The 23829-nt window shown below is 74.4% G+C and carries 21 protein-coding genes; 7 read left to right on the plus strand and 14 right to left on the minus strand.

Going from position 1 to position 23829, the window contains the following annotated elements:
* A partial coding sequence (locus POF43_RS02860) for a glycosyltransferase family 2 protein (protein ID WP_372515785.1) occupies positions 1–768 on the minus strand: 768 nt, incomplete at its 3' end.
* Between the two features lie 38 nt (positions 769–806).
* Positions 807–1898, minus strand: a complete 1092-nt coding sequence (locus POF43_RS02865) for an NAD-dependent epimerase/dehydratase family protein (protein ID WP_271325511.1) — start codon at positions 1896–1898, stop codon at positions 807–809.
* 335 nt (positions 1899–2233) lie between these two features.
* Here POF43_RS02865 and POF43_RS02870 point away from each other — a divergent pair, with 335 nt between their 5' ends.
* Together POF43_RS02870 and POF43_RS02875 are read left to right on the plus strand one after the other, a co-directional pair.
* Positions 2234–3559, plus strand: a complete 1326-nt coding sequence (locus POF43_RS02870) for a serine hydrolase domain-containing protein (RefSeq protein WP_282704381.1) — start codon at positions 2234–2236, stop codon at positions 3557–3559.
* A 251-nt stretch (positions 3560–3810) separates the two neighbouring features.
* Entirely contained in the window at positions 3811–4416 is a 606-nt protein-coding gene (locus POF43_RS02875) for a DUF5994 family protein (protein WP_271323602.1), read from the plus strand.
* Positions 4417–4552: 136 nt separating this feature from the next.
* Here the strand turns inward: POF43_RS02875 and POF43_RS02880 are convergent, their stop codons facing one another.
* The 8 genes from POF43_RS02880 to POF43_RS02915 form a co-directional block, all read right to left on the minus strand.
* Positions 4553–5818 (minus strand): PP2C family protein-serine/threonine phosphatase, encoded by a 1266-nt coding sequence (locus POF43_RS02880; RefSeq protein WP_271314878.1) that lies wholly within the window; start codon positions 5816–5818, stop codon positions 4553–4555.
* Positions 5819–6065: 247 nt separating this feature from the next.
* Positions 6066–6743 carry a response regulator gene (locus POF43_RS02885; RefSeq protein ID WP_271323603.1) on the minus strand — a complete coding sequence of 226 codons (678 nt, stop codon included), beginning with the start codon at positions 6741–6743 and terminating at the stop codon, positions 6066–6068.
* Between the two features lie 28 nt (positions 6744–6771).
* On the minus strand, positions 6772–8010 hold the full coding sequence (locus POF43_RS02890) for a sensor histidine kinase (protein WP_271323604.1): 1239 nt from the start codon (positions 8008–8010) through the stop codon (positions 6772–6774).
* A 128-nt stretch (positions 8011–8138) separates the two neighbouring features.
* A complete protein-coding gene (gene dhaK / locus POF43_RS02895) occupies positions 8139–9134 on the minus strand; it encodes a dihydroxyacetone kinase subunit DhaK (protein WP_271314875.1) in 996 nt (331 codons plus the stop codon).
* A 63-nt stretch (positions 9135–9197) separates the two neighbouring features.
* Entirely contained in the window at positions 9198–9851 is a 654-nt protein-coding gene (gene dhaL, locus POF43_RS02900; protein WP_271323605.1) for a dihydroxyacetone kinase subunit DhaL, read from the minus strand.
* Between the two features lie 20 nt (positions 9852–9871).
* Entirely contained in the window at positions 9872–10666 is a 795-nt protein-coding gene (locus tag POF43_RS02905) for an HAD-IA family hydrolase (protein ID WP_271323606.1), read from the minus strand.
* A 5-nt stretch (positions 10667–10671) separates the two neighbouring features.
* A complete protein-coding gene (locus tag POF43_RS02910) occupies positions 10672–11532 on the minus strand; it encodes a class II fructose-bisphosphate aldolase (protein ID WP_271314872.1) in 861 nt (286 codons plus the stop codon).
* Between the two features lie 319 nt (positions 11533–11851).
* Positions 11852–13759: a hybrid sensor histidine kinase/response regulator transcription factor gene (locus POF43_RS02915; protein WP_271323607.1), complete on the minus strand. Its 1908-nt coding sequence runs from the start codon at positions 13757–13759 to the stop codon at positions 11852–11854.
* 312 nt (positions 13760–14071) lie between these two features.
* Here POF43_RS02915 and POF43_RS02920 point away from each other — a divergent pair, with 312 nt between their 5' ends.
* Both POF43_RS02920 and POF43_RS02925 read left to right on the plus strand, forming a co-directional pair.
* On the plus strand, positions 14072–14659 hold the full coding sequence (locus tag POF43_RS02920; RefSeq protein ID WP_271323608.1) for an isochorismatase family protein: 588 nt from the start codon (positions 14072–14074) through the stop codon (positions 14657–14659).
* Positions 14660–14837: 178 nt separating this feature from the next.
* Positions 14838–15317, plus strand: a complete 480-nt coding sequence (locus POF43_RS02925; protein ID WP_271323609.1) for a hypothetical protein — start codon at positions 14838–14840, stop codon at positions 15315–15317.
* A gap of 232 nt (positions 15318–15549) precedes the next feature.
* Here the strand turns inward: POF43_RS02925 and POF43_RS02930 are convergent, their stop codons facing one another.
* On the minus strand, positions 15550–16716 hold the full coding sequence (locus tag POF43_RS02930) for an acyl-CoA dehydrogenase family protein (protein ID WP_282704382.1): 1167 nt from the start codon (positions 16714–16716) through the stop codon (positions 15550–15552).
* A gap of 110 nt (positions 16717–16826) precedes the next feature.
* Here POF43_RS02930 and POF43_RS02935 point away from each other — a divergent pair, with 110 nt between their 5' ends.
* Complete coding sequence (locus POF43_RS02935) at positions 16827–17576, plus strand: TetR/AcrR family transcriptional regulator (protein ID WP_271318737.1); 750 nt, start codon at positions 16827–16829, stop codon at positions 17574–17576.
* Positions 17577–17907: 331 nt separating this feature from the next.
* On the opposite strand, the gene POF43_RS02940 is transcribed toward POF43_RS02935, so the two are convergent.
* The 3 genes from POF43_RS02940 to POF43_RS35080 all read right to left on the minus strand — a co-directional run bounded on the left by POF43_RS02940 (position 17908) and on the right by POF43_RS35080 (position 22220).
* Positions 17908–20655, minus strand: coding sequence for an SCO7613 C-terminal domain-containing membrane protein (locus POF43_RS02940; protein ID WP_271325160.1), 2748 nt, complete (start codon positions 20653–20655; stop codon positions 17908–17910).
* Positions 20656–21277: 622 nt separating this feature from the next.
* Positions 21278–21832, minus strand: coding sequence for an NADPH-dependent FMN reductase (ssuE, locus tag POF43_RS02945; protein ID WP_271325161.1), 555 nt, complete (start codon positions 21830–21832; stop codon positions 21278–21280).
* A 310-nt stretch (positions 21833–22142) separates the two neighbouring features.
* The gene (locus POF43_RS35080) at positions 22143–22220 is read right to left on the minus strand and encodes a putative leader peptide (RefSeq protein ID WP_369293595.1); all 78 of its coding nucleotides are present in this window, start codon (positions 22218–22220) and stop codon (positions 22143–22145) included.
* Between the two features lie 772 nt (positions 22221–22992).
* Between POF43_RS35080 and POF43_RS02950 the strand changes: the two genes are divergently transcribed.
* Positions 22993–23142 carry a hypothetical protein gene (locus POF43_RS02950; protein WP_271324090.1) on the plus strand — a complete coding sequence of 50 codons (150 nt, stop codon included), beginning with the start codon at positions 22993–22995 and terminating at the stop codon, positions 23140–23142.
* On the plus strand, positions 23136–23810 hold the full coding sequence (locus POF43_RS02955) for a DsbA family oxidoreductase (protein ID WP_271324089.1): 675 nt from the start codon (positions 23136–23138) through the stop codon (positions 23808–23810). The genes POF43_RS02950 and POF43_RS02955 overlap by 7 nt, the downstream gene beginning before the upstream one ends.
* The last annotated feature ends 19 nt before the right edge of the window (positions 23811–23829 follow it).

Genomic DNA, 23829 nt, shown 5'->3' on the forward strand with positions numbered 1-23829 from the left:
TGGGTGGGGGGGCCGGTGGGCGGGCCCCGGGAGCGGACGGGACGGGGGGGGGTGCGGGACGCGGTGGGGGGCGGGCGGGGTGCGGGGGGGGCGGGCGAGTACCGCCCGCATGTCGCGCGCCGCGTGCCAGGTGCCGCGCCTGGTGCCGGTGACGTTGGACTTCCCGGTCCGCGGCGCGTAGGGGACGTCGTCCTCCTCGATCCGCCAGCCGGCGTCGGCGGCCGCGACCAGCATCTCCAGGGGGTAGCCGGAGCGGCGGTCGGCCAGGCCGAGGCCGAGCAGCGCCTCGCGGCGGGCGGCCCGCATCGGGCCGAGGTCGTGCAGGCGCACGCCGGTGCGGCGGCGGACCAGGCGGGCCAGTTCGAGGTTGGCCAGCCGGGCGTGCGCCGGCCAGGCGCCGCGCGAGACCGGCCGGCGGCGGCCCAGCACCAGGTCGGCCCGGCCGTCGAGCACCGGCGCGGCGATCCGCGTCAGCAGGGCCGGGTCGAGCGAGGCGTCGCAGTCGCAGAAGGCCACCACGGGCGCGGTCGCCGCGGTCAGCCCGGCGTGGCAGGCGGAGCCGAAGCCGCGCCGGGGCTCGCGGACGACCAACGCGCCCAGGGACGCGGCGAGTTCGGCCGAACCGTCGGTCGAGCCGTTGTCCACGACGATGGCCCGCCAGCCGGGAGGGACGCGTTCCAGCACCCACGGCAGGGCACCGGCCTCGTCGAGACAGGGCAACACGACGTCGCCCACGGGGAGTTGGGGGTTCTTGATCACGCGATTCACCTTACGGGGACATTTTTCGCATTACGGATGCTCGTTCCTTACGAAACGCGGACGCCCGGCCGCGGTCCGGGCCGGGCGGCGGACGCCGCGCGCAGCGGGGCCGTGGCGAACTCGGCCATCCCGTCGGCGAACCCGATGCGGGAGGTCCAGCCGAGTTCGGCGCGGATCGCGGCGGAGGAGGCGGTGATGTGCCGGACGTCGCCGAGGCGGAAGCCGCCGGTGACGACGGGTGCGAGGCCGCCGTGCCGGGCGGCGAGGGCGGCGGCCATCTCCCCGATGGTGTGCGGGGTGCCGCTGCCCACGTTGTAGGCGCGCAGTTCGCCGCCGGGCGCGGGCGCGGCGAGCGCGACGGCGTTCGCGGCGGCCACGTCGGCGACGTGCACGAAGTCCCGGCGCTGGCCGCCGTCCTCGAAGACCTTCGGCGCCTCACCGCGTTCCAGCGCCGACCGGAACAGCGAGGCGACCCCCGCGTACGGCGTGTCCCGCGGCATGCCGGGGCCGTAGACGTTGTGGTAGCGCAACGAGACCGCGCTGCCGCCGGTGTCGCGGGCCCAGGCTGCGGCCAGGTGCTCCTGGGTGAGTTTGGTGGCCGCGTAGACGCTGCGCGGGTCGACCGGCGCGTCCTCGGTGACCAGCCCGGGGCTGAGGGCGGCGCCGCAGTGCGGGCACGGCGGTTCGAACCGTCCCGCCGTCAGCGCCTCCACCGACCGGGGCCCGGGACGCACGACGCCGTGTTCGGCGCACGCGTACCGCCCCTCGCCGTAGACCACCATGGACCCGGCGAGCGCCAGGCGCCGCACGCCGCGGCCGGCCATGGCCGCCAGCAGCACGGCCGTGCCGAGGTCGTTGCAGCCCACGTAGTCGGGCGCGTCGGAGAAGTCCTTGCCCAGTCCGACCATGGCCGCCTGGTGGCAGACCGCGTCGATCCCGCGCAGCGCGCCGTCGACCGCGTCGCGGTCGCGCACGTCGGCGGTGACCATCTCGACGCCGGGCGGCGGCCCGGCCGGGGGGACGCGGTGCGCCGCGGGCAGCAGCGCGTCGAGGACGCGGACGTCGTGTCCGGCGGTGAGCAGTTCGTCGACGATCCGTGAACCGATGAATCCGGCGCCGCCGGTGACCAGTACATGCATGCCCCGGACGCTACGGTTCCTGACGCGATACGGAGAGTGACACGGCCGCCTCGTCAGCCTTCTGTAAGGATCTCGGCCGACGGATGGTCCGGCGTCCGGGGGGCCGGCGGGCCGGAAACGCGCCACGAGGCGTTCGTATGATCGGATGACCAACGGAGTGCCTGAGGGCCCCGGTGGACGATCCTCCGGGACCGTCGCACGCCGGGCGGCCCCCGGTCGCCGGGATCGCGGCCGGGCGGTCGGCCGGGGACACCGCCGGCCGGCAAGGAGACGGGACGCCGACGGAAACGCCGACCGAAACGCCGCCGGGAACGCCGACGGAACGAGGAGGGGCCGTGCTGGAGGGGCTGGAGGCGTTCTGCGGGCGGGCGCTGGCGCGGTACGGGTGCCCGTCGGTGTCAGTGGGCGTGGCGGAGCGCGGGGAGGTCGCGCTGGCCGCGGCCTTCGGGGTGGCGGACCGCGCGACCGGCCGGCCCGCGACGCCGGGGACGGTGTACGGGCTCGGGTCGGTCACCAAGCCGGTCGTCGCCATCGCGGTCTGCGTCGCGGCCGATGCCGGGTTGCTGGACCTGGACGCGCCGGTGCCGTTCGACTTCGGCCTGAGCGCGCCGACCGTACGCCAACTGCTGGGCCACCGGGCCGGTTTCGCGCCGTACTACGACTTCGGCTACGCGGACGAGGCAGCACGGGTCGACGCGGCGCGGCACACCGTGCAGTTCGAGGAAGCGGGATCGGGCTTCACGTACGCCAACCTGGGATACCGGGTACTGGGACACCTGCTGGAGGCGGCCGGCGGACAGGAGGCGGGCGCGTTCGTGCGCGAGCGGGTCTTCGAGCCGCTGGGGCTGACCTCCTGGCACCTCGGCCCGGCGCACCCGGGCCCGGCGCCGGCCGCGGTCCGGTACACGCCCGACGGCCGGGCGTACCCGCCGTACACCTGCGGCCACCCCGCGGCGACGCTCGGCTGGGCGACGGCCGGCGAGCTCGCGCTGTTCACCGCCGCCTACGAGCGGCTGCTGCGGCCGGCGACGGCGGCGGCCGTGCTGACGGCCGAGCCGATCACCGCGCACACCGGCTACGGGCTCGGCTGGACGGTGTCGTCCGGCGACGGGCCGCTGGTGATCAGCCACAGCGGCGGCGGCCCCGGCGTCGCCGCGATGACGGTCGGCGTGCCCGAACGCGAGCTGGCCGTCTCGGTGTTGTGCGACTGCACCGACAAGTCGGCCCGTGACGCGGTCGTGCGGTACGTGCTGGACGAGCTGCTGGACGGCTTCGACCCCGCCGCGCTCGCCTCCCCGGTCCTCGATCCCGCCCGCCCCCTGGACCTGCCCGAGGGTCGCTGGTCCGGCTCGATCAGCACACCGGAGGGCGAGCTGCCGGTCACCCTGGAGGTACTGCCCGGCCGCCGCGTCACGGTGACGTTGCCCGGCGCCGGCACCGGGACGGTCCCCGCCACCGCCTCCGCCACCCGCGACCTGCGCGCCGACACCGCCCTCCAGCTGCCCACCGCCGACGCCCGCATCAACAGCCCCTCCCTCGCCTTCGCCCTCACCCTGCGCGACGGCGCTCTGACCGGACTCGCCCACGCGTACAAGGACGGCGACCACGAGGGCCGCCTCGGCAACTTCCTCAGCCACCGGTGCGTGCTGCGGACCGACTGAACGCGGGGGGCTGCGCCAGGTGCGGGGGCGGCGCCGGTGCGGGGCCTTCGCCGGTGCGGGAGTGCGGCGGTGCGGGAGTGCGGCGGTGCGGCGCGGGCGTGGGCTTCGCTCCGGTGCCGACGTCACCGCCGGTCAGAGCCGTGGCGGAGTACCGTGGAAGATACCGAGGGCAGTTCGTACGCAGGCATTCGCGTCGGCGTCGTCGTCGGTATGTGACCGCCGGGCCGCGGGTCCGGCTGGAAGGTCGCGTGATGACCGCGACGATGCGCACCCCCACACCGCTCACCCCTCCGGTACCCAGGCTCCTGCCGATGGCGCGGGCCCGGCTGTGTCTGCTGTCGGAGGGCGCCGGGACCGAACGGCTCGACGGGGTGTGGTGGCCGCGGTCACGGAGTCTGGCGCGGGAGGTGCCGGCGTTGATCGCCGCCGCCGACCTGCGGTTCGGCTGGATCGACCGGGTCACCGTGCACACCGGGCGGTGGCCCGGGTCGCCGCGGCGGATCGCGGTGGCCGGGCGCACCATCGACGTGGGCCGCTTCCCCGCCGGGGGGCACGACGTCGAGGTGTGCGTGCTGTCCAACGACGCCGGCCGCTGGGACCTGCTCGTGGTGCCGCCGGAGAGCGAGTTCGCCGACGCCGAGATGTCGATGGCCACCGCCACGGGCCTGCTGGACCGGCCCGCCGCGCAGCTGTGGCTGGCCCGGGCCGTCGCCGACCGGACCACCGCCGAGGACGACGCGGCGCGGGAGACCGCCTGGGAGTCCGAGGGCGGACCGGGAACGGCGACCGCGTCGGCCGTGCGCCGCACGGCCCGGTTCCCGCGCCGCCCGGTCGGCCGGGGCCGCTGGGAGCTGTGACCCCGGGCCGCGATCCGGCGGCCGGCAGCGGCCGGCCGGGACCACAAGGTGGGCGGGCGGGAACGAGAGCCGGGCGGCAGAGCTGAGTCGGCCGGCCGAACGTGCCGGGCAGCGACGTGCCTGTCCCGGAAGGTGATCAGGACAGGTCGGGCAGGTCCGTGATGGCCGGCAGCACATCGGGGGTGTCCCCCCGCCACTCGATCATGAACATGGTCGCGTCGTCGCTCGTGACGCCGCCGCGCCGCTCCTTGAGGACGTGGGACAGGCCGCGCACCACCGCGCGCACCTCGGTACGACGGCTCAGTACGCGGTTGGTCCACTCGATGAGCTGTTCCTCGCCGAACGTCTCACCGCCCGCCCGGTGTTCCTCGAACAGGCCGTCGGTGAAGCACAGCACCCGGTCCCCCCGGCGCAGCGCGCGTTCGGTGATCTCGGGGCGCCGGCCGCCGAAGCCCACCGGCAGCGTGGTGGGGCTGTCGAGCCGGCCCGCCACCACGCGGTTGCGGATCAGCAGCGGCGCGGGGTGACCGGCGTTGACCCACCGCAGGCGGCCGGTCACGACGTCCAGGGTCATCATCTGCGCCGTGACGAAGTGGTCGAGCCCGAACTGCTCGGCGATGGCCCGGTCCATGAACGCGTACACCTCCGACAGCTCGGTGTCGGCCCGCCGGGTGTGGCGGTAGGCGCCGATGGCCACCGTCGCCATCGTCGCGGCGTCCAGACCGTGGCCCATCGCGTCGATCATGGCGACGTGCAGCGTGGTGTCGTTGAGGGCGTAGTCGAAGCTGTCGCCGGCCACCGCGTAGGCCGGTTCGAGGATGCCGGCCACCTCGACCATGGGGGTGGTCATCGACAGCGGCGGCAGCAGCGACCACTGGATCTCGGCGGCCACGCTCATCGGGGCCCGGCGGCGGGCCTGGAAGAACAGGTCGGTGTAGGCGTCCTTGGTGACGATCATGTCGGCCACCAGGGCGGAGAGCCTGCGCAGCAGCCGCCGGTCGTCGTCGTCGACCACGTCCAGGGTGACGACCATGACCCCGATCTGATCACTGCCGTCGAGCAGCGGCAGGTACATCCGCACGCTGTCGCCCTCCGCCACCTCCACCAGCGCCCGCCGCAGGAACGCCTCGCCGGCCGGGGAGTCCTCGACCGGTTCGGGGGCACCGACCACCAGACCGGGGCCGGGCAGCGGCACCAGGAACATCTGCTCGTAGTCCTGGAGCAGGATGGTGACGTCGCGGCCGCCCATCCGGGCCACCTCCTCGGCGACCAGCGGGGCGATCAGCTGCGGCGGCATCTCGTGCGCCCGGTCCAGCAGCAGCCCCAGCAGCCGTTCTCCGTACCCCTCCGACCGGTCGACCCGGACCCGTTCACCGCCCGGTCCGCTCCCGCCTTCCGTCATCGGTGCACTGTCCCTTCGGGCGTCGCTGAAGGAGGTGTCCGTCGGCGAGCCGGCGGGCCCCGGACACCACGGCCGCCTCCACAGCCTGCTGGCGTACCCCGGGCCGCCGGGCTCATTACGCCAAAGACGGCATGTCGCGGCGACGGCGGTGCCGGCGCGGCCGGTGGCGGATCACGGTGCCGGGTGGTCCGCGATGGCGGTGGCGGATCGTTCGGGGGTACGGGACGTCGTCAGCGCTGACGGCGGTTCACCGGGGGGACCCGCAGACCCCGTTCTCCCAGGCCCACGCGGCGATCTGGACCCGGTTGCGGAGTCCCAGCCGGCGCTGGACGCTGCCCAGGTGGGTCTTGACGGTGGACAGCGTGACGTAGAGCGCGGCGGCGACCTCGTCGTTGGTGAGGCCGCGCGCGACGAGCCGGACAACGTCGAGTTCGCGCCGCGTCAGCGGTTCGGCGGCCGGAGCGGAACGGTCCCGCGGCGCGGCGGGGCCGGGGCGGCCGGGGGCCAGGTGGGCGAGCAGCCGGACGGTGACGGACGGGGAGATGAGGGAGTTGCCGGCGGCGGCGGCCCGGACCGCCTCGGTGAGCAGGCCGGGGGCGCCGTCCTTCAGCAGGAAGCCGCACGCGCCGTTGCGCAGGGCCCGGTAGACGTACTCGTCGAGGTCGAAGGTGGTGGCGATGACCACGTTCAACGGGTCCTGGACGCCGGGGCCGGCCAGCAGCCGGGTGGCCTCCAGGCCGTCGAGCCGGGGCATCCGGATGTCCAGCAGGCAGACGTCGGGCCGCAGGCTCCGGGCCTGGCCGACCGCCGACGCGCCGTCCGCGGCCTCGGCGACGACCGACAGGTCCGGCTGGGAGTCGAGGATCATGCGGAACGCCGCGCGGACCATCTCCTGGTCGTCGGCGATGAGCACCCGGATCGTCATGTGCCGATGATCGCAGGAGGTGTTCGGGTCACCGGACGCCACCGGGCCCCTCGGCCAGCGGGAGGACGGCCCGGACCCGCCAGCCCCCGTCCTCGGCGGCGCCGGCGGTGACGTGGCCGCCGGCCCGCTCGACGCGTTCGGTCAGGCCGACGAGCCCGAAGGTCCCCCCAACCGGCAGCTGCCGGGCGGCGGGGGCGGCACGGCCGTCGTCGGTCACCGACACCTCCAGGGTCTCGGACGCGCCGGTGAGCAGGTGGACCCGCACCTCGACCCGGGTGGCCCCCGCGGCGTGCCGGTGGACGTTGGTCAGGGACTCGCGGACCACGTCACGGGCGGTGGCGGCGGTCTCCGGCGGCAGGCGGCGGTCGGCCAGACGCGGGTCGAGGACGAGGGCGGCGGGCGGTCCGGCGGCCGTGAACCGGTCGGTGAGGTCGCGCAGCGCGTCGATGGTGCCGAGGGGCCGGGTGGCGGCGGGGGCGGCGGTGTCGCGCAGGACGGTCACCATCGCGCGCATCGACGTCATCGCCTCCGAGCCGGCCCGCTCGATCGCGTCCAGCATGTCGTCGAGCTGGGCGGGCGACTGCGCGTGGCCGCCGGCGGCGGCGAACCGGGCGGCCTTGGTCCGCACCACGACCGCGGTGATGTGGTGGGCGACGAAGTCGTGCAACTGCCTTGCGTGCTCCAGTCGTTGGTCCTGCCGGATGGCCTCGGCCCGGCGTTCGCGCACGGTGTCGTACAACCGCAGGCACAATCCGAGCACCACCGCGAACGGCACCGCGAAGACGACGACCAGGCCGACCATCGGGCCCAGGTCCTCGGCCCGGTCCTGGATGCGCAACGGGATCAGCACGGCGGCCAGCGCCGGGGCCGCCGCCGTCAGGACCGCGGCCGGCGGCGGCAGCCGGCGCACCGACCGGGCGACCGCCAGCAGCAGCGCGCACAACTCCACCATGCCCGGGGTGTTCTGCGGGCGCAGCGGCAGCCGGGCCTCCACGACGCTCAGCACCGCCGACGCCGAGGCGGCGGCCACCGCGAGCCGGACGAGGTGGTGGCGCGGGACGACGAGCGCCGCGACGCACAGCCCACCGGTGAGCACCGCCGCCACCACCACCGGCGGGTAGGGCGCGTTGAGCGCTTCGAGGACGACCAGGGCACCGGCCAGCACGCAGGCCAGCGCCACCAGCACCTTCCGGGGCCGGGCCAGGGCCGTCAACGACCGGCCCAGGGCCGTGAACGGGGAGGTCGGGGCGGTGAACGGGGAGGTCATGGCAGGTGACGCTACGCCCGCCCCGCAGCCGCCCGCCTCGGCCGTTCGGCCGATGGCCGGGCAGGCGGCGGACGACCCGGACCCGGACGGCGTGTCGGCCGACGGCGGAAGTGCTGTCCCGGCCGGGGTCAGAAGACCCGGATCGGCGTCTCGGCGGGGTCGGTGAGCAGGCTCTCGATCTCGTCGTCCAGCCGTACCAGGGTGATGGACGCGCCGGCCATGTCGAGCGAGGTGCAGTACTCGCCGACGTAGGAGCGGTGGATGTCGATGCCGCGTTCGGTGAGCTGCTGGTGGGCGAGTCCGTGGACGAGGTACAGCTCGCTGATCGGTGTGCCGCCGAGGCCGTTGACCATCAGGGCGACGCCGTCACCGGAGGCGTAGGGCAGGTCGTCGACGACGGCGGTGACCAGTTCGGCGACCATCTCGTCGGCCGACTGGAGCTTCTCGCGCTTGCGGCCGGGTTCGCCGTGGATGCCGACGCCCATCTCGATCTCGTCGTCGGGCAGTTCGAACAGCGGGGAGCCCTTGGCCGGCGGTGTGCAGGCGGTGAGGGCCATGCCCATGGTGCGGGTGACCGAGTTGACCTTCTCGCCGATCCGGTGCACCTCGTCGAGGCCGGCACCGCGTTCGGCCGCCGCGCCGACCGCCTTCATGACGAAGAAGTTGCCGGCCACCCCGCGGCGCCCGACGGTGTACGTCGAGTCCTGCACGGAGACGTCGTCGTCGACGTACAGCGTGCGCACCTCGACGTCGTCGGCCTGCGCGAGCTCCTCGGCCATCTCGAACGCCATCCGGTCGCCGGTGTAGTTGTTGACCAGCAGCAGGACGCCCCGGGGGGAGGCGACCAGCTTGACCGTCTCGTAGACGTAGTCGGCGGGCGGCGCGGAGAAGACGTCGCCGGGGCAGGCGGCGTCCAGCATGCCCTTGCCGACGCACATCACGTGGGCCGGTTCGTGACCGGAGCCGGACCCCTGGACGACGGAGACCTTGTCCGGCCGCGGGGCGCCGGCCCGCATGATCAGGTTGTGGCGCGGCTCGTACGTGAGGGTGTCGGGGTTGGCCAGCGCCAGCCCCCGCAGCATCTCGGGGACGAAGTTCTTCGGATCGTTGACGAACTTCTTCATGCGATCGCTCCTTGTCTCACCGGTGGGCCACGGGGACGGACCGGGTGGTGGGGTTCGCGGTGGTCACGGGCGCGCCGGCCAGGTGTCGGCGACGCGTTCCGCCATGACGGCGACCGCCACCGCGCCGGCGTCCGGCGAGCCGATGCTGCGCTCGCCGGTGTAGCTGGGCCGGCCGCGCAGCGCCTGCATCGAGGTGGTGGCGTCGGCGGCGGTGCGGGCGGCGGACGCGGCGGTCCTGGCCAGGGCGGCCGGGTCGGCGGACCGCGGCCCGCCGGCGTCGACCGCCTGCTCCAGCGCGTCGGTCATCGGGATCAGCGCGTCCAGCAGGGTCTTGTCGCCCAGGTCGGAGCGGCCGCGGGTCTTGATGCCCTCGGCGGCGGCGCGCAGCATGGCCACGGCGTCCCGGCCGGTCAGGTCGGTCCGCCCGCCCAGCGCCGCGGCCGCCCGCAGGAACGCGGTGCCCCACAGCGGTCCCGAGGTGCCGCCGACGCGCAGGGAGATCACCAGGGCCACCTTCTTCAGGAACGCCGCCGGGGTCGCGCGGTCGAAGGTCTCCCAGTCGGCGAGCACGATCTCGAAGCCGCGGGCGAGCGAGTAGCCGAAGTCCCCGTCGCCGACGACGGCGTCGAGGTCGCAGAACTCGCGTTCGTTGGCGACGGCGGTGCCGGCGATGGTGTGGACGACGAACTCCAGGTCCTGGTCGGTTGTCTTCTGCATGACTCTCCCGGGGTGTGGCGTCAGTCCGGTCCCGCGGTGGGGGCCGTGAGCAGGAAGGCGAGGTCGGCGAGCGTCACGTAGGAGCCGGGGCGGATCCGCGACGGGTCGCTGAGTACCTCGGCCGCGCTCCCGTCGGGGCCGGGGTCGCCGAGGGTGGAGACGACCAGCGCCGCGCCGGTGAAGTCCTCGTCGGCGGTGTAGGCGCTGGTGGTGACGACGCAGCCGAGTCCGGCGTCGAGCGCGGCCCGCATCCCGTTGTGGCTGTCCTCGATCACCACGGCGTGCGAACGGTCCACGTCGAGGTGGTCCACGGCGTACTCGTAGATGTCGGGAGCCGGCTTCTTGCGCGGCACCACGTCACCGGCGAACACGCTGAAGCGGGCGGCGAGTTCGGCTCCCATGGCCAGGTCGAGCACGCTGTGCACGGCGGCCTGCGCCGAGGTGGAGGCGACGGCCAGCGTCCAGCCCTCGGCGGCGGCCTGCGCGGCGATCCGCCGCACGCCGGGGCGCGGCGGGACGGCGCCGCTCGCGATGATCCCGGTGTAGATCTCGGTCTTGCGCCGGTGCCAGCGGGCGACCTCGGCGTCCAGCGCCGCGGGGTCCTCGGGCAGTCCGGCCCCGGCGACGAACTGCGGGGTCAGCAGGGCCCGCATGCGCTCCTTGCCGCCGCCGACCTTGACCAGCCGCGCGTAGTCGCGGTCGCTCCAGCGCACCGGCAGGCCGAACTCCTCGAAGGTCCGGTTGAACGCGGGCAGGTGTCCGTCGCGCTCGGTGTCGGCCAGCACGCCGTCGCAGTCGAAGACCAGGGCGGGCACCGCCGTCACCGGCCCCGGCCCGCGCTGCCGAACAACGTCATCAAGGAGCCGCTCAGGCCCATGACGTCGTCGCGCACCGCCCGGAACAGCGACGGCGGATCCCACTTCTGCTCGCGGGCGGCGGTTTCCAGGAAGACCAGGTTCGCCTTCATGAACGTCTCCTTCAGGGCGGTGGAGATGTTGACCTTGGCGCAGCCGCGGGCGATGAGGTCGCGGAACTGCTCGTCGGACAGGCCGCTGCCGCCGTGCAGCGCGATGGGCAGCGGGTGGGCCGCCACCAGGTCCGAGACACGGTCGGCGTCGAGCACGGGTGCCCGTTTGTAGCTGCCGTGCGCGTTGCCGATGGCGGGGGCGAAGACGTCGACCCCGGTGGTCTCCAGGAACTCCAGCGCCACGTCCAGGTCCTGCTGGGCGGCGGCGCGGTCGCTGCCGACGCCGTCCTCGACGCCGGTGATGGACTCGATCTCCCCCTCGACGTGGGCGCCGTGCGCGCGCGCCTCGGCGACGACCTCGACGGTCTGCCGCATGTTCTCCTCCACCGGCAGCCGCGAGGCGTCGAACAGCACCGAGTTCCAGCCGAGGCCCAGGCACTCGGTGATGACCTCGCGGTCCGGGCAGTGGTCCAGGTGCAGGGCGACGGGCACCTCGATCCCGGCGGTCATCGCCTTCCACAGCGCGTAGAACGTCGCACCGCCGACCGACCTGACCGTCTTGACGGACGTCTGCACGATCAGCGGTGAGGAGCGGTCGACGGCGGCGGCCAGGACGCCTTCCAGCGTGAGGTCGTTGAACACGTTGATGGCCGGCACGCCGTACCGTTCCTTGAACGCGCCGGACAGGATGTCGGTCAGCGGTACGACAGGCACGTGGACTCCCGGGATCGATGGCGTCGTGCGGGGCCGGTTACGCCTTGCCCCATCGACGCTAACGGGCGCCGGCGCGCGCGTCGGGCGGGATCGTCCCCATCTCGCGGTAGGGAATCCCCCTACGGTTGCGGGGGGCGGGTTGCGGTTGCGGGTTGCCGGCGGGTTGCGGTTGCGGGTTCGGCGGCCTGCTGCGACGGGTTGCGGACGCCGGACCACGGGTTACGGGCCGTGGGCGCCGAGCCACCGGCCGTGGGCGCCGTCGGACCCCGCGCGACGAGCCGTGGACACCGGCCCCGGGCCTCGCCGCTGCCCCGCCGGGTCAGTGGCCCTGGCGGGCCGCGCGGTGGGCCACGGCGGTGCGGTTGGGGGCGCCGGTCTTGCGCAGGACCGCGCCAACGTGTTTCTCCACGGTCTTGACGGAGATCCCCAGCGCGGTGGCGATCCGCTTGTCCGGCAGGCCGCGTTCCACCAGCGCGCTCACCTCCCGCTCCCGGCAGGTGAGCGGGTCGGGGCCCGGGTGGTCCCGGTCGGCGAAGCCTCGCAGCACGCGTTCGGTCAGCAGGACGTCGCCACGGGTGGCGGCGAGCACCGAGCGGACCAGTCCGGGGCCGTCGAGGTCGGAGCCGACGCAGCCGCGCGCGCCGGCGTGCACGGCTTCCTTCAGCAGTTCGTCGCCGAGGTCGTCGGTCATCACCAGCACCGCGGTCTCCGGGCTGGCGGAGCGGATGTAGGACGTCAGCCGGGCGCCGTCCAGCCCCGGCATCCGCAGGTCCAGCAGGACGACGTCGGGGCCCAACTCGCGTACCGCCGGCACGACCTGCCGGGCGTCGTCGATCTCACCCACCACGTGGATCTCCGGTTCGGCCCCCGCCAGCAGCCGCGCCAGCCCGGCCCGCACCACCGGCCGCCGGTCGACGACCAGCACCCGCCAGGGCGTGGCCGGACCGGCCGGGCCCCGCGGTCCCGCCGCGTACGGGATGCGGGCCCGTATCCGGGTGCCCCAGCCCGGGGTGGACTCGATCCGCAGGTCGGCGCCGAACTGCCCGGCCCGCGCGACCAGGCCGGTCAGGCCCGTTCCGCCGCGCCGCACGCCCGCGTCGGCCGGGTCGAAGCCGCGCCCGTCGTCCTCGACGACGACGGCCAGCTCGTCCGCGTCGTACATCACGCCCACCCGCACGAGCCGGGCGCGGGCGTGGGCGACGACGTTGGTCAGCGCCTCCTGGACCAGCCGCAGCGCGTGGGCCGCGGCGCCGGGCGCCGTCGGGCGGCGGTCGCCGGTGACCACCAGGTCCGTCCGGACGCCGGCCGTGGAACGCACCCAGGCCAGTTCGGCGCCGATGGCCTCGTCGAGCGAACCCAGTTCCAGCAGCGCGGGGTCCAGGCCCAGCACGGTCCGGCGGGTCTCGGTCAGCGCGGCGCGGGCCGCCGCGCGGGCGGCTTCGAGCCGGGGTGCCCGGCCGGGGACCTCCAGCGCGTCGATGTGCGCCAGGATCGAGCCGAGCGCGCGGGCCACGGTGTCGTGGACGTCGCGCGCCACGCGTTCGCGCTCGGCGCCGACGGCGAGGCGGCGGGCCCGGTCCTCGGCCTCCTGGTGCAGTCGCGCGTTGGTGATGGCGATGGCGGCGTGCTTGGCGAACACGTCCAGCAGCTCGACGTCCTGCGTGCCGAACCGGGTCAGCGGGTCGGTGCTGAAGACGACGCACACGCCGATGATCTCCTCGCGCCATTCGATCGGCACCGCGACGGTGGCGTGCAGCCGCTCGCGGTCGGCGGTGCCGACGTGGCCGCCGGGCACCTCGGCGTAACTGTCGAAGACCCGCGGCCCGCGCCGCGCCACCACGGCCCCCGTCGCCCCCTCGGCCAGCGGGAAGACGGTGCCCTCCTGGCATCCGACGCCGAGGTCGGCCTCCTTGCGGTACGTGCCGGCCTTCTCGTCGACGGTGCTGATCGAACCGGCGCCGGCGCCCAGCAGGCTCACCGCCCGCCGCAGGATCCGGTGCAGCAGCGGCTGGAGCGCGAACTGCCCCGCCAGGTCCTCCACGGCACCGGTCAACGCGTCGACCTGCGCGTTCGGACTCGTCCGGGGGGCCGCCGCGCGCGGGGCGCTGTCGCGGGATGCCGGGGCCACGGTGCCCGGGGCGCTGTCGCGGGCCGCCGGGGCCACGATCCGTTCGCGGTCCGCCGGGCCCTCTGCGTCCGTGACGTTGTCGCGGGCCGCCGGGGCCACTGCTCCGCCCGCGATCCGGCCGCGGTCCGCAGCCTCCGCGTTCGCACGGCGGCCCGCGTTCGCGGCACGATCCGGGTTCGCACGGCGGCCCGCGTTCGCGGCACGGCCCGCGACGGCGCTCACCGCGCGGCCGGCGTCACGCATGAGCCCGGCAGCAGGTAGTCATACGTCCAGATTATCCCGGTTCGACATGGCCCACCGGGCAGCCACCGCCGGGCGGCGACCCGGCGGTGGACCCGCCTTGACGCCGCTCAACCAAGCTATCTAACGTAACTATCTTACATAGCTTTCATCGGAAAGAGTCAGCCCCTGATGGCAGTGACCACGATCGACCCCACGACCGCGCTCGTGCTGATCGATCTTCAGAACGGCGTCATGGCGGCCCCCGCCGTCCCGCACACCCCCGCGCAGGTCGTGGAACGCGCGGTCGCGCTGGCCGGCGCCTTCCGCGAGCGGGACCTCCCGGTCGTCCTGGTGCGGGTCACCTCCTCGCCCGGCTCCGGCACCCGCGGACGCACCGACCGCTCCGGCCGCCGTTCCGGTCCCCGCGAGCGCCCCGAGGGCTGGGACGTCATCGTCGACGACCTCGCCGGGCACCCCGGGGACATCACCGTCACCAAGCGCAACTGGGGCGCCTTCCACGGCACCGACCTCGACCTGCGACTGCGGCGCCGCGGCATCACGCAGATCGTGCTCGGCGGGATCGCCACCAGCATCGGCGTGGAGTCCACCGCCCGCGCCGCGCACGAACACGGCTACCACGTCACCCTGGCCACCGACGTCATGGCCGACATCGACGAGGCGGCCCACCGCCGCAGCGTCGAGCAGATCTTCCCCCGCCTCGGGGAGACCGGCACCGCCGCGCAGATCCTGGACCTGCTGCGCCGCGACCACTCCTGAGCCGATCCCCGGTCCCCTGGGCCGTTCGGGCCCCCTGCTGGCATTTCGGCGCGGCGACCGCGCCGTCACGCGGTTTGCTGTCGTGGTGCGGGCGAGCCCGGCGCCGACGGTCCCGGACACGCCACCGGCCGCGCCGCTGGCCAGGAGATCGCCCCGGACGCCGAGGAAGGGCACCAGGATGCGTCGCGACAAGCTCGGGATCTACCTCAACGACCACCTGGCCGGCGCCACCGCGGGCGGCGGGCTCGCGCGGCGCGTCGCCGACCAGCACCGCCGCTCGGCACGCCACGGCGACCTGGAGCGGGTCGCCGAGCAGATCGAGCAGGACCGGCGGGCCCTGCTCGACATCATGGACGCGCTCGGCGTGCCGGTCCGCCGGTACAAGGTCTGCGCCGGCTGGGCGGCCGAGCGGCTGGGGCGGTTCAAGCCGAACGGCCAGGTCCGCCGGCGGTCCGGTCTGAGTTCGGTCGTCGAACTGGAGGGCCTGCGGCTCGGCGTCGAGGGCAAGGTCCTGCTCTGGCGCGCGCTGCTCGCCGTGGCCGAGCACGAGGAACGGCTGTCCGCCGCCGGGCTCACCGATCTGCTGGCCCGCGCCCGGGACCAGGCCGACCTCCTGGAGACCCTGCGCGTCAACGCGGCGAAGGCGGTCTTCTCCTGACGTACGCGTGACATGCCGAACGCGGTCTTCCGCCGACGTACGCGTGACATGCCGAAGGCGGTCTTCCGTCGACGTACGCATGACGTGCCGAAGGCGGTCTTCCTCCGACGTACGCGTGACATGCCCGGGGAGGGGTGGGGCGGACGGGGGCGGGGTGCCCCGGGAGGGGTGGAACGGGGTGACGGGGGCGGGGCGCCCGGGGTCAGGCGCCGCCGCACCGACCGCCTCCGGATTACGGGAGGTTGCGTGCCATGACGATGCGCTGGACCTGGTTGGTGCCCTCGTAGATCTGGGTGATCTTCGCGTCGCGCATCATCCGCTCCAGCGGATAGTCGCGCGTGTACCCGTAACCGCCCAGCAACTGCACCGCGTCCGTGGTGATCTCCATCGCCGCGTCCGAGGCGAAGCACTTCGCCGCCGCACCGAAGAACGTCAGATCCTCCTTGCCCGACCCCCGCGAGACCCGCTCCGAACGCGCCGCCGCCGCATACGTCAACTGCCGCGCCGCCTCCAGCTTCATCCCCATGTCCGCCAGCATGAACTGCACACCCTGGAAATCACCCACCGGCTTGCCGAACTGCTTGCGCTCACGCACATACCCCTTCGCGTAGTCCAACGCCCCCTGCGCGATCCCCAACGCCTGCGCCGCGATCGTGATCCGCGTGTGATCCAGCGTCCTCATCGCCGTCGCGAACCCCGTCCCCTCCGCACCGATCATCCGATCCGCCGGAATCCGCACCCCGTCCAGATACACCTCACGCGTCGGCGACCCCTTGATCCCCAACTTCCGCTCCGGCGCACCGAACGACACCCCCTCGTCCGACTTCTCCACCACGAACGCGCTTATCCCCTTCGACCGCTTGTCCGGATCGGTCACCGCCATCACCGTGTAGTACTCACTCACCCCCGCATTCGTGATCCACCGCTTCACCCCGTCCAGCACCCAGAAATCCCCGTCCCGCACCGCACGCGTCCGCATCCCCGCCGCATCCGAACCCGCCTCCGGCTCCGACAGGCAGTACGAGAACAACCCCTCACCCCGCGCCAACGGCCCCAGATACCGCCGCTTCAACTCCTCCGAACCCGACAACATCACCGGCAACGACCCCAACTTGTTCACCGCCGGAATCAACGACGAAGAGGCACACACCCGCGCCACCTCCTCGATCACCACCACCGTCGCCAGCGCATCCGCCCCCGCACCCCCGTACACCTCCGGCACATGCACCGCGTGCAGATCGTTCGCCACCAGCGCATCCAGCGCCTCCTGCGGAAAACGAGCCTGCTCATCCACCTCCGCGGCGAACGGCGCGATCTTCGCCTCCGCCAGCGCACGCACCGCCTCCCGGAGCATCTCGTGCTCCTCGGACGGCCGGTAGAGGTCGAAGGCGTCGCTCATGTCGTCTGGTCTCCCTCTCGAAGGAAATGCGGCACTCAGTTCCCCACCATAAGGGAACTGAGTGCCGCATGGAAGCCTTGAGCCACCGGCCCGGGTGCTATGTTCCCCGCATGAGCGCCTCACAAGGTCCCAGGTCAGGAGCCGGCGGCACCGCGGACAAGCCCGCGATGCGCGACGCCCTCGTCGAAGCCGCCTTCCAGCTCTTCGCGGAGCGGGGCTTCGACGGGACCACCGTGGACGACATCGTGGGGCTCGCCGGGGTCGGCCGGCGCTCCTTCTTCCGCTACTTCCCCGCCAAGGAGGACGTGGTCTTCCCCGACCACGAGCGGTGCGTGGCCGACATGACCGCGTTCCTCCGGGCCAGCGGCGACGCCGACGACCCGGTGGAGCGGGTGTGCGACGCGGCCCGGCTGGTCCTGCGGATGTACGCGGACAACCCGGGCTTCTCCGTGCGGCGCTACCGCCTGACCAAGCAGGTGCCCGGGCTGCGCGCCCACGAGCTGTCGGTGGTGTGGCGCTACGAACGGGCACTGGCGGACCACCTGCGCCAGCGGTACGCCGCCCGGCCCGACGGCAGGCTGCGCGCCGACGTGGTCGCCGCCGCGGTGGTCGCCGCCCACAACCACGCGCTGCGGTCCTGGCTCCGCTCGGGCGGCCGCGACGACGTGACCGCCGACGTCGACGCCGCCCTGGAATACGTGCGCGCCGCGTGGAGCGACACCCCCGGCGGCGAGCGCCCCGACACCGAGCCGGAGGACGTCGTCGTCATCGTCTCGCGCCGCTCCGCCCCTCTGTGGAAGGTGGTACGGAGCGTCGAGACCGCCCTGGACGGCACCGGCCCCGGGGCTTCGACCGACTAGCGCACTCAGTACCCCTTTGATGGGTACTCAGTACCCTGTCGCGTCGGGGTCGTTCCGCGCCGAACCGGTCCGGGGGCCCGGGCGTGCCCGGTGACCGGTGGGGCTTGGTGACCGATGGGGCTTGGAAACCGGCGGGACACGGTGACCGGCGAAGCTTGGGGACCGGCGAGACGCGGTGAGCGGCCGGACCCAATGGCCGGCCGGAGCAGTCCACCGTGGCCGACCGGAGCGGGACGCATCGTGCCGGCGCGATCGGCGCGCGCGTTCCGCTCCCCCGCTCCCCCGTTCCCCCGCTGCCCCCGTTTCCACCGCGCCCGGGCGATCCGCCGCGTCAGCCCAGGCGGCGCAGGGCGTCCCGCAGGCGGCGGGCGTCGCGCAGGCGTTTGTCGTACGTGGTCCCCACCGCCAGCAGCAAAGCACCGGCCAGGGCGAGCGGCAGCCAGCGCGGCAGGGCACCGACCACCTGCACGACGTAGGGCGCCAGTTCGTGCAGGGCGTCGAGCGCCAGCACCGCTCCGCCGAGCAGCAGCGGGGCCTGGAGGCGGCGCCGGGCGCCCAGCAGGGTGACGGCCAGCGCGGCGGCGCCCAGCAGCAGGGGACGGACGCCGTGCGCGTCGCCCCAGGCGGCGGCCAGGCTCGGCAGCAGCGTCACCGCGAGCCCCGGCCCGTACACCTCCCAGGACGAAACGGCCGCGTCACGCCTGCGGCGCAGCCCGCCCACGGTGAGCGCGGCCAGCGTCACCGGCAGGGTGTACGCCTCCGGGGCGGTCACGTTCCAGGCGCCCAGCCGCACCCAGCAGGCCAGTGTCAGCAGGGCGACAGCCAGATACCCGGCGGCGGGGCGGCGGTCGGCGCGCAGGGCGACGGCCGCGGCCAGCACCCCGGCGAGCGCCAGCACCGCGGCCAGGACACCGGTGTCACCGAACGCCAGGGCGACCGCCAGCAGCGCGGTGCCGCCCCCGGCGTATTCCACGGGCGGCGCCGGGAGCAGGTAGGCGGCGCCCTGGGCGAGCGCGGCGACGGCCAGCACGCCGAAGGCGGCGTCGTGGGCGGGCCATCCGGCAGCCGCCGCGGCCGCCCAGGCCAGTCCGGCCGCGGCGGCGACCGCGACGCTCCCGGCGACCGCGGAGCTTTCCGCGACCGCCCGCCGCCAGGCGTCGCCGCCCGGGACGGCCGCGCCGGCGAGCTTCACCGCAGCGACGGCGAAAGCGAGCGTCAGCAGAGCGAGGACGGCCACGGTGGCGGCCGGTTCGGCCAGTGCCCAGCCGACCGCCGTCACCGCGACGCCGATCGCGCCCACCAGCGCGGCACGCGCCACCTCGGCGCGGCGCGGCCTCAGCACCGCCCCGGCCAGGAGCAGCACGGCCAACGCGGTCCGCGTCCACACCGCCACCGGGTACGGCAGGTCGAACGCGGCCGGCAGCCCGGCGACCACGAGGACGCCCAGTCCCACCGCACCGCCGAACGCCCTTGCCGCCCAGGCCCGTTGCCACCACCCCGCCGCCGCGAGCGTCACGGCCACCACCGCGGCGGTCAGCACGGCCGCCGCCGGTCCGGACCACGTGACGCCCGGCACGGTCGCCGCCCGCGCACCGGCCGGCACGCCCGTCCAGACCGATCCGGCCCAGCCGAGCGGCCCGAGCAGGGCGACCGTCAGCGGAACCAGGGCCCACAGCGTGGCGAGCGCCGAGGCTGCCGCCAGCCCGGCCGCCGTACCGGCGACCACCCGGTGCCGCGCCCCGGCCCGCCGGAGCGCGGCGGTCGCGGCCAGCAGCAGCGCCGCGCAGGCCGCGTACCCCGGCACCGCCCACTCCCCCACGGTGAACACCCGCACCACGCCGCCCGTTCCGACGACCGCGGCGACCCCGGCCGCCACCCCCAGCACGAACGCCCACGACACCGCCGGGCCGGCGCCCCGACCGCCCGTGCTCCCCGGTACCGCGTCCTCGGCGGACCCGGACGACCGCGCGTCCCCCTCGATTCCGGACGACTTCGGCACGGTGGCGTTGGCGGTCCCGGCGGTCTTCGGCGCCGTGGTCCCGGTGGTCTTCGGCAGCGCGTCCTCGGAGGACTTCGACGCCGCCTCCCCGGCCGGCTCGGGCGGCGCCGGCAACCGGTACGCCACTGCCAGCGCGCAGGCCGCGGCGCCCAGCAGCAGTGCGGCGGCACGCAGCGCGGCGCCGGGGCCGACGGCACGCAGCGACAGTTCGGCGGCGACCAGCAGGCCCAGCAGCCCGGTCACCGCGCCGGCGACGACCGCCGTGGGCAGCAGACGGCTCATCGCCGCCCGGTCGCCGGCCAGCAGCACGAGCGCGTCGAGGAGCGCCGTCGCCAGCAGTGCGGCGGCGGTGGCGTCACCCGAGTGAGCGGTGAACGACCAGAGCGGAAGCGGCAGTTGGGCCAGAACGAGCGCCAGGTGGGGCGGCAGGCGCAGCCCGCGGCGTTCGGCGCGCGGGCGCAGCGCGACGGCGTAGGCCGCCCACACGACGGCGGTCACCGCGGCGGTCCCGGCCTCGTAGACCGTGGTGCCGGGTCCGGGCAGCAGCGTGCGGCGTACCGCGTAGGAGTCGAGGAGGAGCAGTACCAGGCCGAGGCAGGCGACGACTTCGGCGGTCGCGCCGAGCGCCCGGCGCAGCAGGAGGGCGGGCACGCCCGTCGCGGTCAGGGTGAGGACGGCGAGGACAGCGGAACGGCCGGCGATGCCGAGGTGACCCCAGCTGATCACGGTGAACGCCACCGCCGCGACGGCCAGCAGCGTCCCGCCGAGCCAGAGCAGCACGTCACGCGCCTCGACGGTGCCGGTCTCCCGCGTACCGCCCGGGCCGGGCACCGCAGTTGGCCGGGCGGGCGTCGGCGGGATGGGCACCGGCCGGACGGGCAGCGCGTGGGCCAGCAGGTGGGCGCGGCGGCTCAGCAGGCGGTGGCGTTCGGCGTCGACGGCTGCCAACGCCGCCCCGATGTGCCGCAGTTCGGCCGTGATCGGCCCGTCCACCGGAAGGCCGCACCGCACGCAGGCGGTGCCGCGCGCCGGCACGGACCAACCGCAGGCGGGACAACTGTCGGACGGTGTGGTGTGCATGGTCGGGAGTATGCGCAGCGGGGTGCGGTACGGACATGAGTGCGGGTACTCAGTTCCGCGGATGGTGCGGGCTCAGGGGGACGGGGAGGTACGCACGTCGGTGGGCGGGCGGCAGGGGCCGGGTCACGCGTGGTGTTGTCGCGGGTCGCGAACGGCGTTGCTCTCTGCGGGGGTTGACCGCGTGCGTGGAGTGCGTGACCGGCGTCTCGCTGTGACCGCGTGCGGGATGAGCCCGACGGAGTGGGGGTCCGCGTCAAGGGACGGACCAACGCTGGCCACGGCGGCGGTCCCGGGTACGCTTCGCCGCGCCACGGTAGGCACCGCTCAAGGTCGGCGTCCGGTCGGGGCGCCACGTCCCCGACGTACCCCTCGGGCGTCACCGCTCCGGTGTCACCGTTCAGACGTTGTTCCTCCGACGTCACCGCTCCGGCCGCGGGTCGCCGCTGTGAACGGCGGCCCGCGGCGCGGTCGTTGGCCCGCGTACGTCGGCCGGCCCGACGTCGACGGGCCGGCGACGAGGTGCCGCCCTCGGGACAGCGGGCCGGAGCAGCGGCCTCGCCACAGCACGTCAGCAGGTCAGGGCGTCGGCCTCAAGACACCGCGGACCGGAGCGGGGGCAGCGTCAGCAGGCCGGGGCGAGGGCGTCGGGCGTGCCGAGGGCGGCGGCGAACTGGTCGAGCACCTGGTCGAGTCCCTTGGCCGCCACCGGGGCGATCTCCAGGGAGCCGTCCGGCGCCGCGGTGATCTCGCGGTCCAGGACGAACCAGCCCTGGACGATGTGCGAGGCGCCCATCGACGACAGCACCGGCCGCAGGGCGTAGTCGATGGCCAGCACGTGCGCGGTGCTGCCGCCGGTGGCCAGCGGCAGCACCGTCTTGCCGGCCAGCGCGTACTGCGGGAGCAGGTCGAGCAACGACTTCAGCAGCCCGGAGTACGCCGCCTTGTAGACCGGCGTGCCCACCACGACCGCGTCGGCCCGTTCGAACAGCGCCGTGGCCCGCACGATCTCCGGGTGGCCGAAGTCGGCGCCCAGCAGCGCGTCGGCGGGCAGGTCGCGGACGTCCAGCGGGACGACCTCGTGCCCGCGGCTGGCGAGGCGGGCGTCGAGATGCCGCAACAGGCGTGCGGTACGGGAGGTGGGGGACGGACTTCCGGACACGGAAAGGACAATGGCCATGAATCCTCGATTCGGGGCAGGGCGGATCAGCGGTGGCGAACGATGGCGCGCGACGTCGGCGTGCCGGGCGCGGGGCGCGCGGGACACGTCGGGTACGCGAGGCACGTCGGACTTGCGAGCACGTCGGACTTGCGGGGCACGCGGGGCACGTCGGGGCACGTCGGGGCACGCGAAAGGAGGCGTCGCGTGGAGGGCGGCGAATTCCCGCCGTGGAAAAGGGATCAGTGCGCCGAGGAAAAGGGCGGAACCGGGTCCGCGGGCGGGATCAAACCGCCCGCAACCGGCGCGGCGCACCGGAGATCGACGAAGGTCAGCGACAACAGAACGTGCTGGAGACGCGAGCCAGATCTATGTGGCGTCGTCGTGTCAGGCCCAGTCGCGGGTTCATAGCGTCACAGTCCAACAGACGTCCGCCGCCCGGTCAAGGAGCCGACCGGCCGGGCGCTCCTCCCCGCAGTGAAGCGCCCGGCCCGCCGTGCGCGACCGGCGCCTCCCTCGGGCGGCCCCGGCGCCGACTGCCGGAACGTCCCGCTCGGCGCGGGGCGGCCCGGCGTCCGGTCAGTGGTTTTCGTCCGACGCGGGGGCGGTCGATGCGGGGGCGGGTGCCTCGGGGGCGGCCGCCTCGGGAGTAGCTGCCTCGGGGGCGGCTGAGGCAGCGGTGGCTGAGACGGGGGCGGCTGAGGCAGCGGTGGCTGAGACGGCGAAGGCCGGGCCGGGCGAGGTGGCGACGACAGTTCCGGAGGCGATCGACTTCTTCAGCAGGCTCATTGCGTGCTCTTCTCCGTCCGCGAGTCCGTCTGCTCGATCTGCGTTTGGTGCGCTCCGTGCGATCCGTGCGATCCGTGGATTCCGTGCGTTCCGCGTTTTCCGTGCTCAATCGGAGGTTCGCCGGATGAATGAAGGCTCATTAGATAGCCAGCTACTAACCAACCGTGATGATACGTACGGGAGTTGGGTCAGGCAATGGCGTCTCCTGGGGCGTCGTGCCGGACCTCTGGGGCGTCGCGCCGGTTTTCGCGAACCCTCCGGAGCGCGACGCGGGACGTATCACGGCCGCGGTCCCGGACCCACGGTGCCCAGGCTCGCGGACGGGCGGCGGAATGTCCGCGAGCCGTTCACCGTTGCACCGGAGGACGACATCTTCTCGAGTGAGGCAGGCCATGGACATCCCTCCGCCCGCAGCGGCCACCGAGCCGCACGGCGACGTGACGGCACCGGACGCCGACGGCGACCGCCCGCCGGACATGCGCCTCATCCCGCTCGGTGACACGGGCGGCCCCGGCTGCGAGGACGGGGTGTGCCGGTGGTGAACGCGACGGACAAGGCGGTGCGCGTCGAGATCTGGTCCGACGTGGTCTGCCCCTGGTGCTACATCGGCAAGCGGCGTCTGGAGCAGGCGCTCGCGTCGTTCGAGCACGCCGAGGACGTGGAGATCGTCTGGCGCAGCTTCCAGCTCGACCCGTCCTTCCCGAGCGGCGTCCGGCGGCCGGCGCTCGACGTGCTGATGGAGAAGACCGGCGGCAGCCGGGAGCAGGCGCGCGAGATGACCGCCCACGTCAGCAAACTGGCCGCCGACGTGGGCCTGGAATACCGGCTCGACGAGTCCGTCATGGTCAACACCCTTGACGCGCACCGGCTGACACGCCTGGCCACGGCGCACGGACTCGGCAGCCAGGCCCACGAACGGCTGCTGCGCGCCCAACTGGTGGAGAGCCAGGTACTCGACGACACCGAGACCCTGGTCCGGCTCGGCGTCGAGATCGGCCTGCCGGAGGGCGAGACACGCACGGTCCTCAGCGGCGACGGATACCGCGACGAGGTCGAGGACGACATCCGCGAGGGGCAGCGCATCGGCGTCAGCGGCGTGCCGTTCTTCGTACTCAACCGCGCCTACGGCCTGTCCGGTGCGCAGCCGGCGGAGACCTTCCTCCAGGCCCTGCGAACCGTTCACGACGAACAACCGGCCGCCCGGGCGTGACGCCGATCGTCGGCGGGGG

Origin of the sequence: Streptantibioticus silvisoli (genome assembly GCF_027947535.2) — a bacterium.
GTDB classification, from domain to species: domain Bacteria; phylum Actinomycetota; class Actinomycetes; order Streptomycetales; family Streptomycetaceae; genus Streptantibioticus_C; species Streptantibioticus_C silvisoli.

What these genes read in the sequence shown, in the direction of transcription:
- POF43_RS02865 (WP_271325511.1), bottom strand. Translation starts at nt 1,898, where the DNA reads ATGCATGTACTGGTCACCGGCGGCGCCGGATTCATCGGTTCACGGATC.
- POF43_RS02875 (WP_271323602.1), top strand. Translation starts at nt 3,811, where the DNA reads ATGACCGCGACGATGCGCACCCCCACACCGCTCACCCCTCCGGTACCC.
- POF43_RS02880 (WP_271314878.1), bottom strand. Translation starts at nt 5,818, where the DNA reads ATGACGGAAGGCGGGAGCGGACCGGGCGGTGAACGGGTCCGGGTCGAC.
- POF43_RS02885 (WP_271323603.1), bottom strand. Translation starts at nt 6,743, where the DNA reads ATGACGATCCGGGTGCTCATCGCCGACGACCAGGAGATGGTCCGCGCG.
- POF43_RS02890 (WP_271323604.1), bottom strand. Translation starts at nt 8,010, where the DNA reads ATGACCTCCCCGTTCACCGCCCCGACCTCCCCGTTCACGGCCCTGGGC.
- dhaK (WP_271314875.1), bottom strand. Translation starts at nt 9,134, where the DNA reads ATGAAGAAGTTCGTCAACGATCCGAAGAACTTCGTCCCCGAGATGCTG.
- dhaL (WP_271323605.1), bottom strand. Translation starts at nt 9,851, where the DNA reads ATGCAGAAGACAACCGACCAGGACCTGGAGTTCGTCGTCCACACCATC.
- POF43_RS02920 (WP_271323608.1), top strand. Translation starts at nt 14,072, where the DNA reads ATGGCAGTGACCACGATCGACCCCACGACCGCGCTCGTGCTGATCGAT.
- POF43_RS02925 (WP_271323609.1), top strand. Translation starts at nt 14,838, where the DNA reads ATGCGTCGCGACAAGCTCGGGATCTACCTCAACGACCACCTGGCCGGC.
- POF43_RS02930 (WP_282704382.1), bottom strand. Translation starts at nt 16,716, where the DNA reads ATGAGCGACGCCTTCGACCTCTACCGGCCGTCCGAGGAGCACGAGATG.
- POF43_RS02935 (WP_271318737.1), top strand. Translation starts at nt 16,827, where the DNA reads ATGAGCGCCTCACAAGGTCCCAGGTCAGGAGCCGGCGGCACCGCGGAC.
- POF43_RS02940 (WP_271325160.1), bottom strand. Translation starts at nt 20,655, where the DNA reads ATGCACACCACACCGTCCGACAGTTGTCCCGCCTGCGGTTGGTCCGTG.
- ssuE (WP_271325161.1), bottom strand. Translation starts at nt 21,832, where the DNA reads ATGGCCATTGTCCTTTCCGTGTCCGGAAGTCCGTCCCCCACCTCCCGT.
- POF43_RS35080 (WP_369293595.1), bottom strand. Translation starts at nt 22,220, where the DNA reads ATGAACCCGCGACTGGGCCTGACACGACGACGCCACATAGATCTGGCT.
- POF43_RS02950 (WP_271324090.1), top strand. Translation starts at nt 22,993, where the DNA reads ATGGACATCCCTCCGCCCGCAGCGGCCACCGAGCCGCACGGCGACGTG.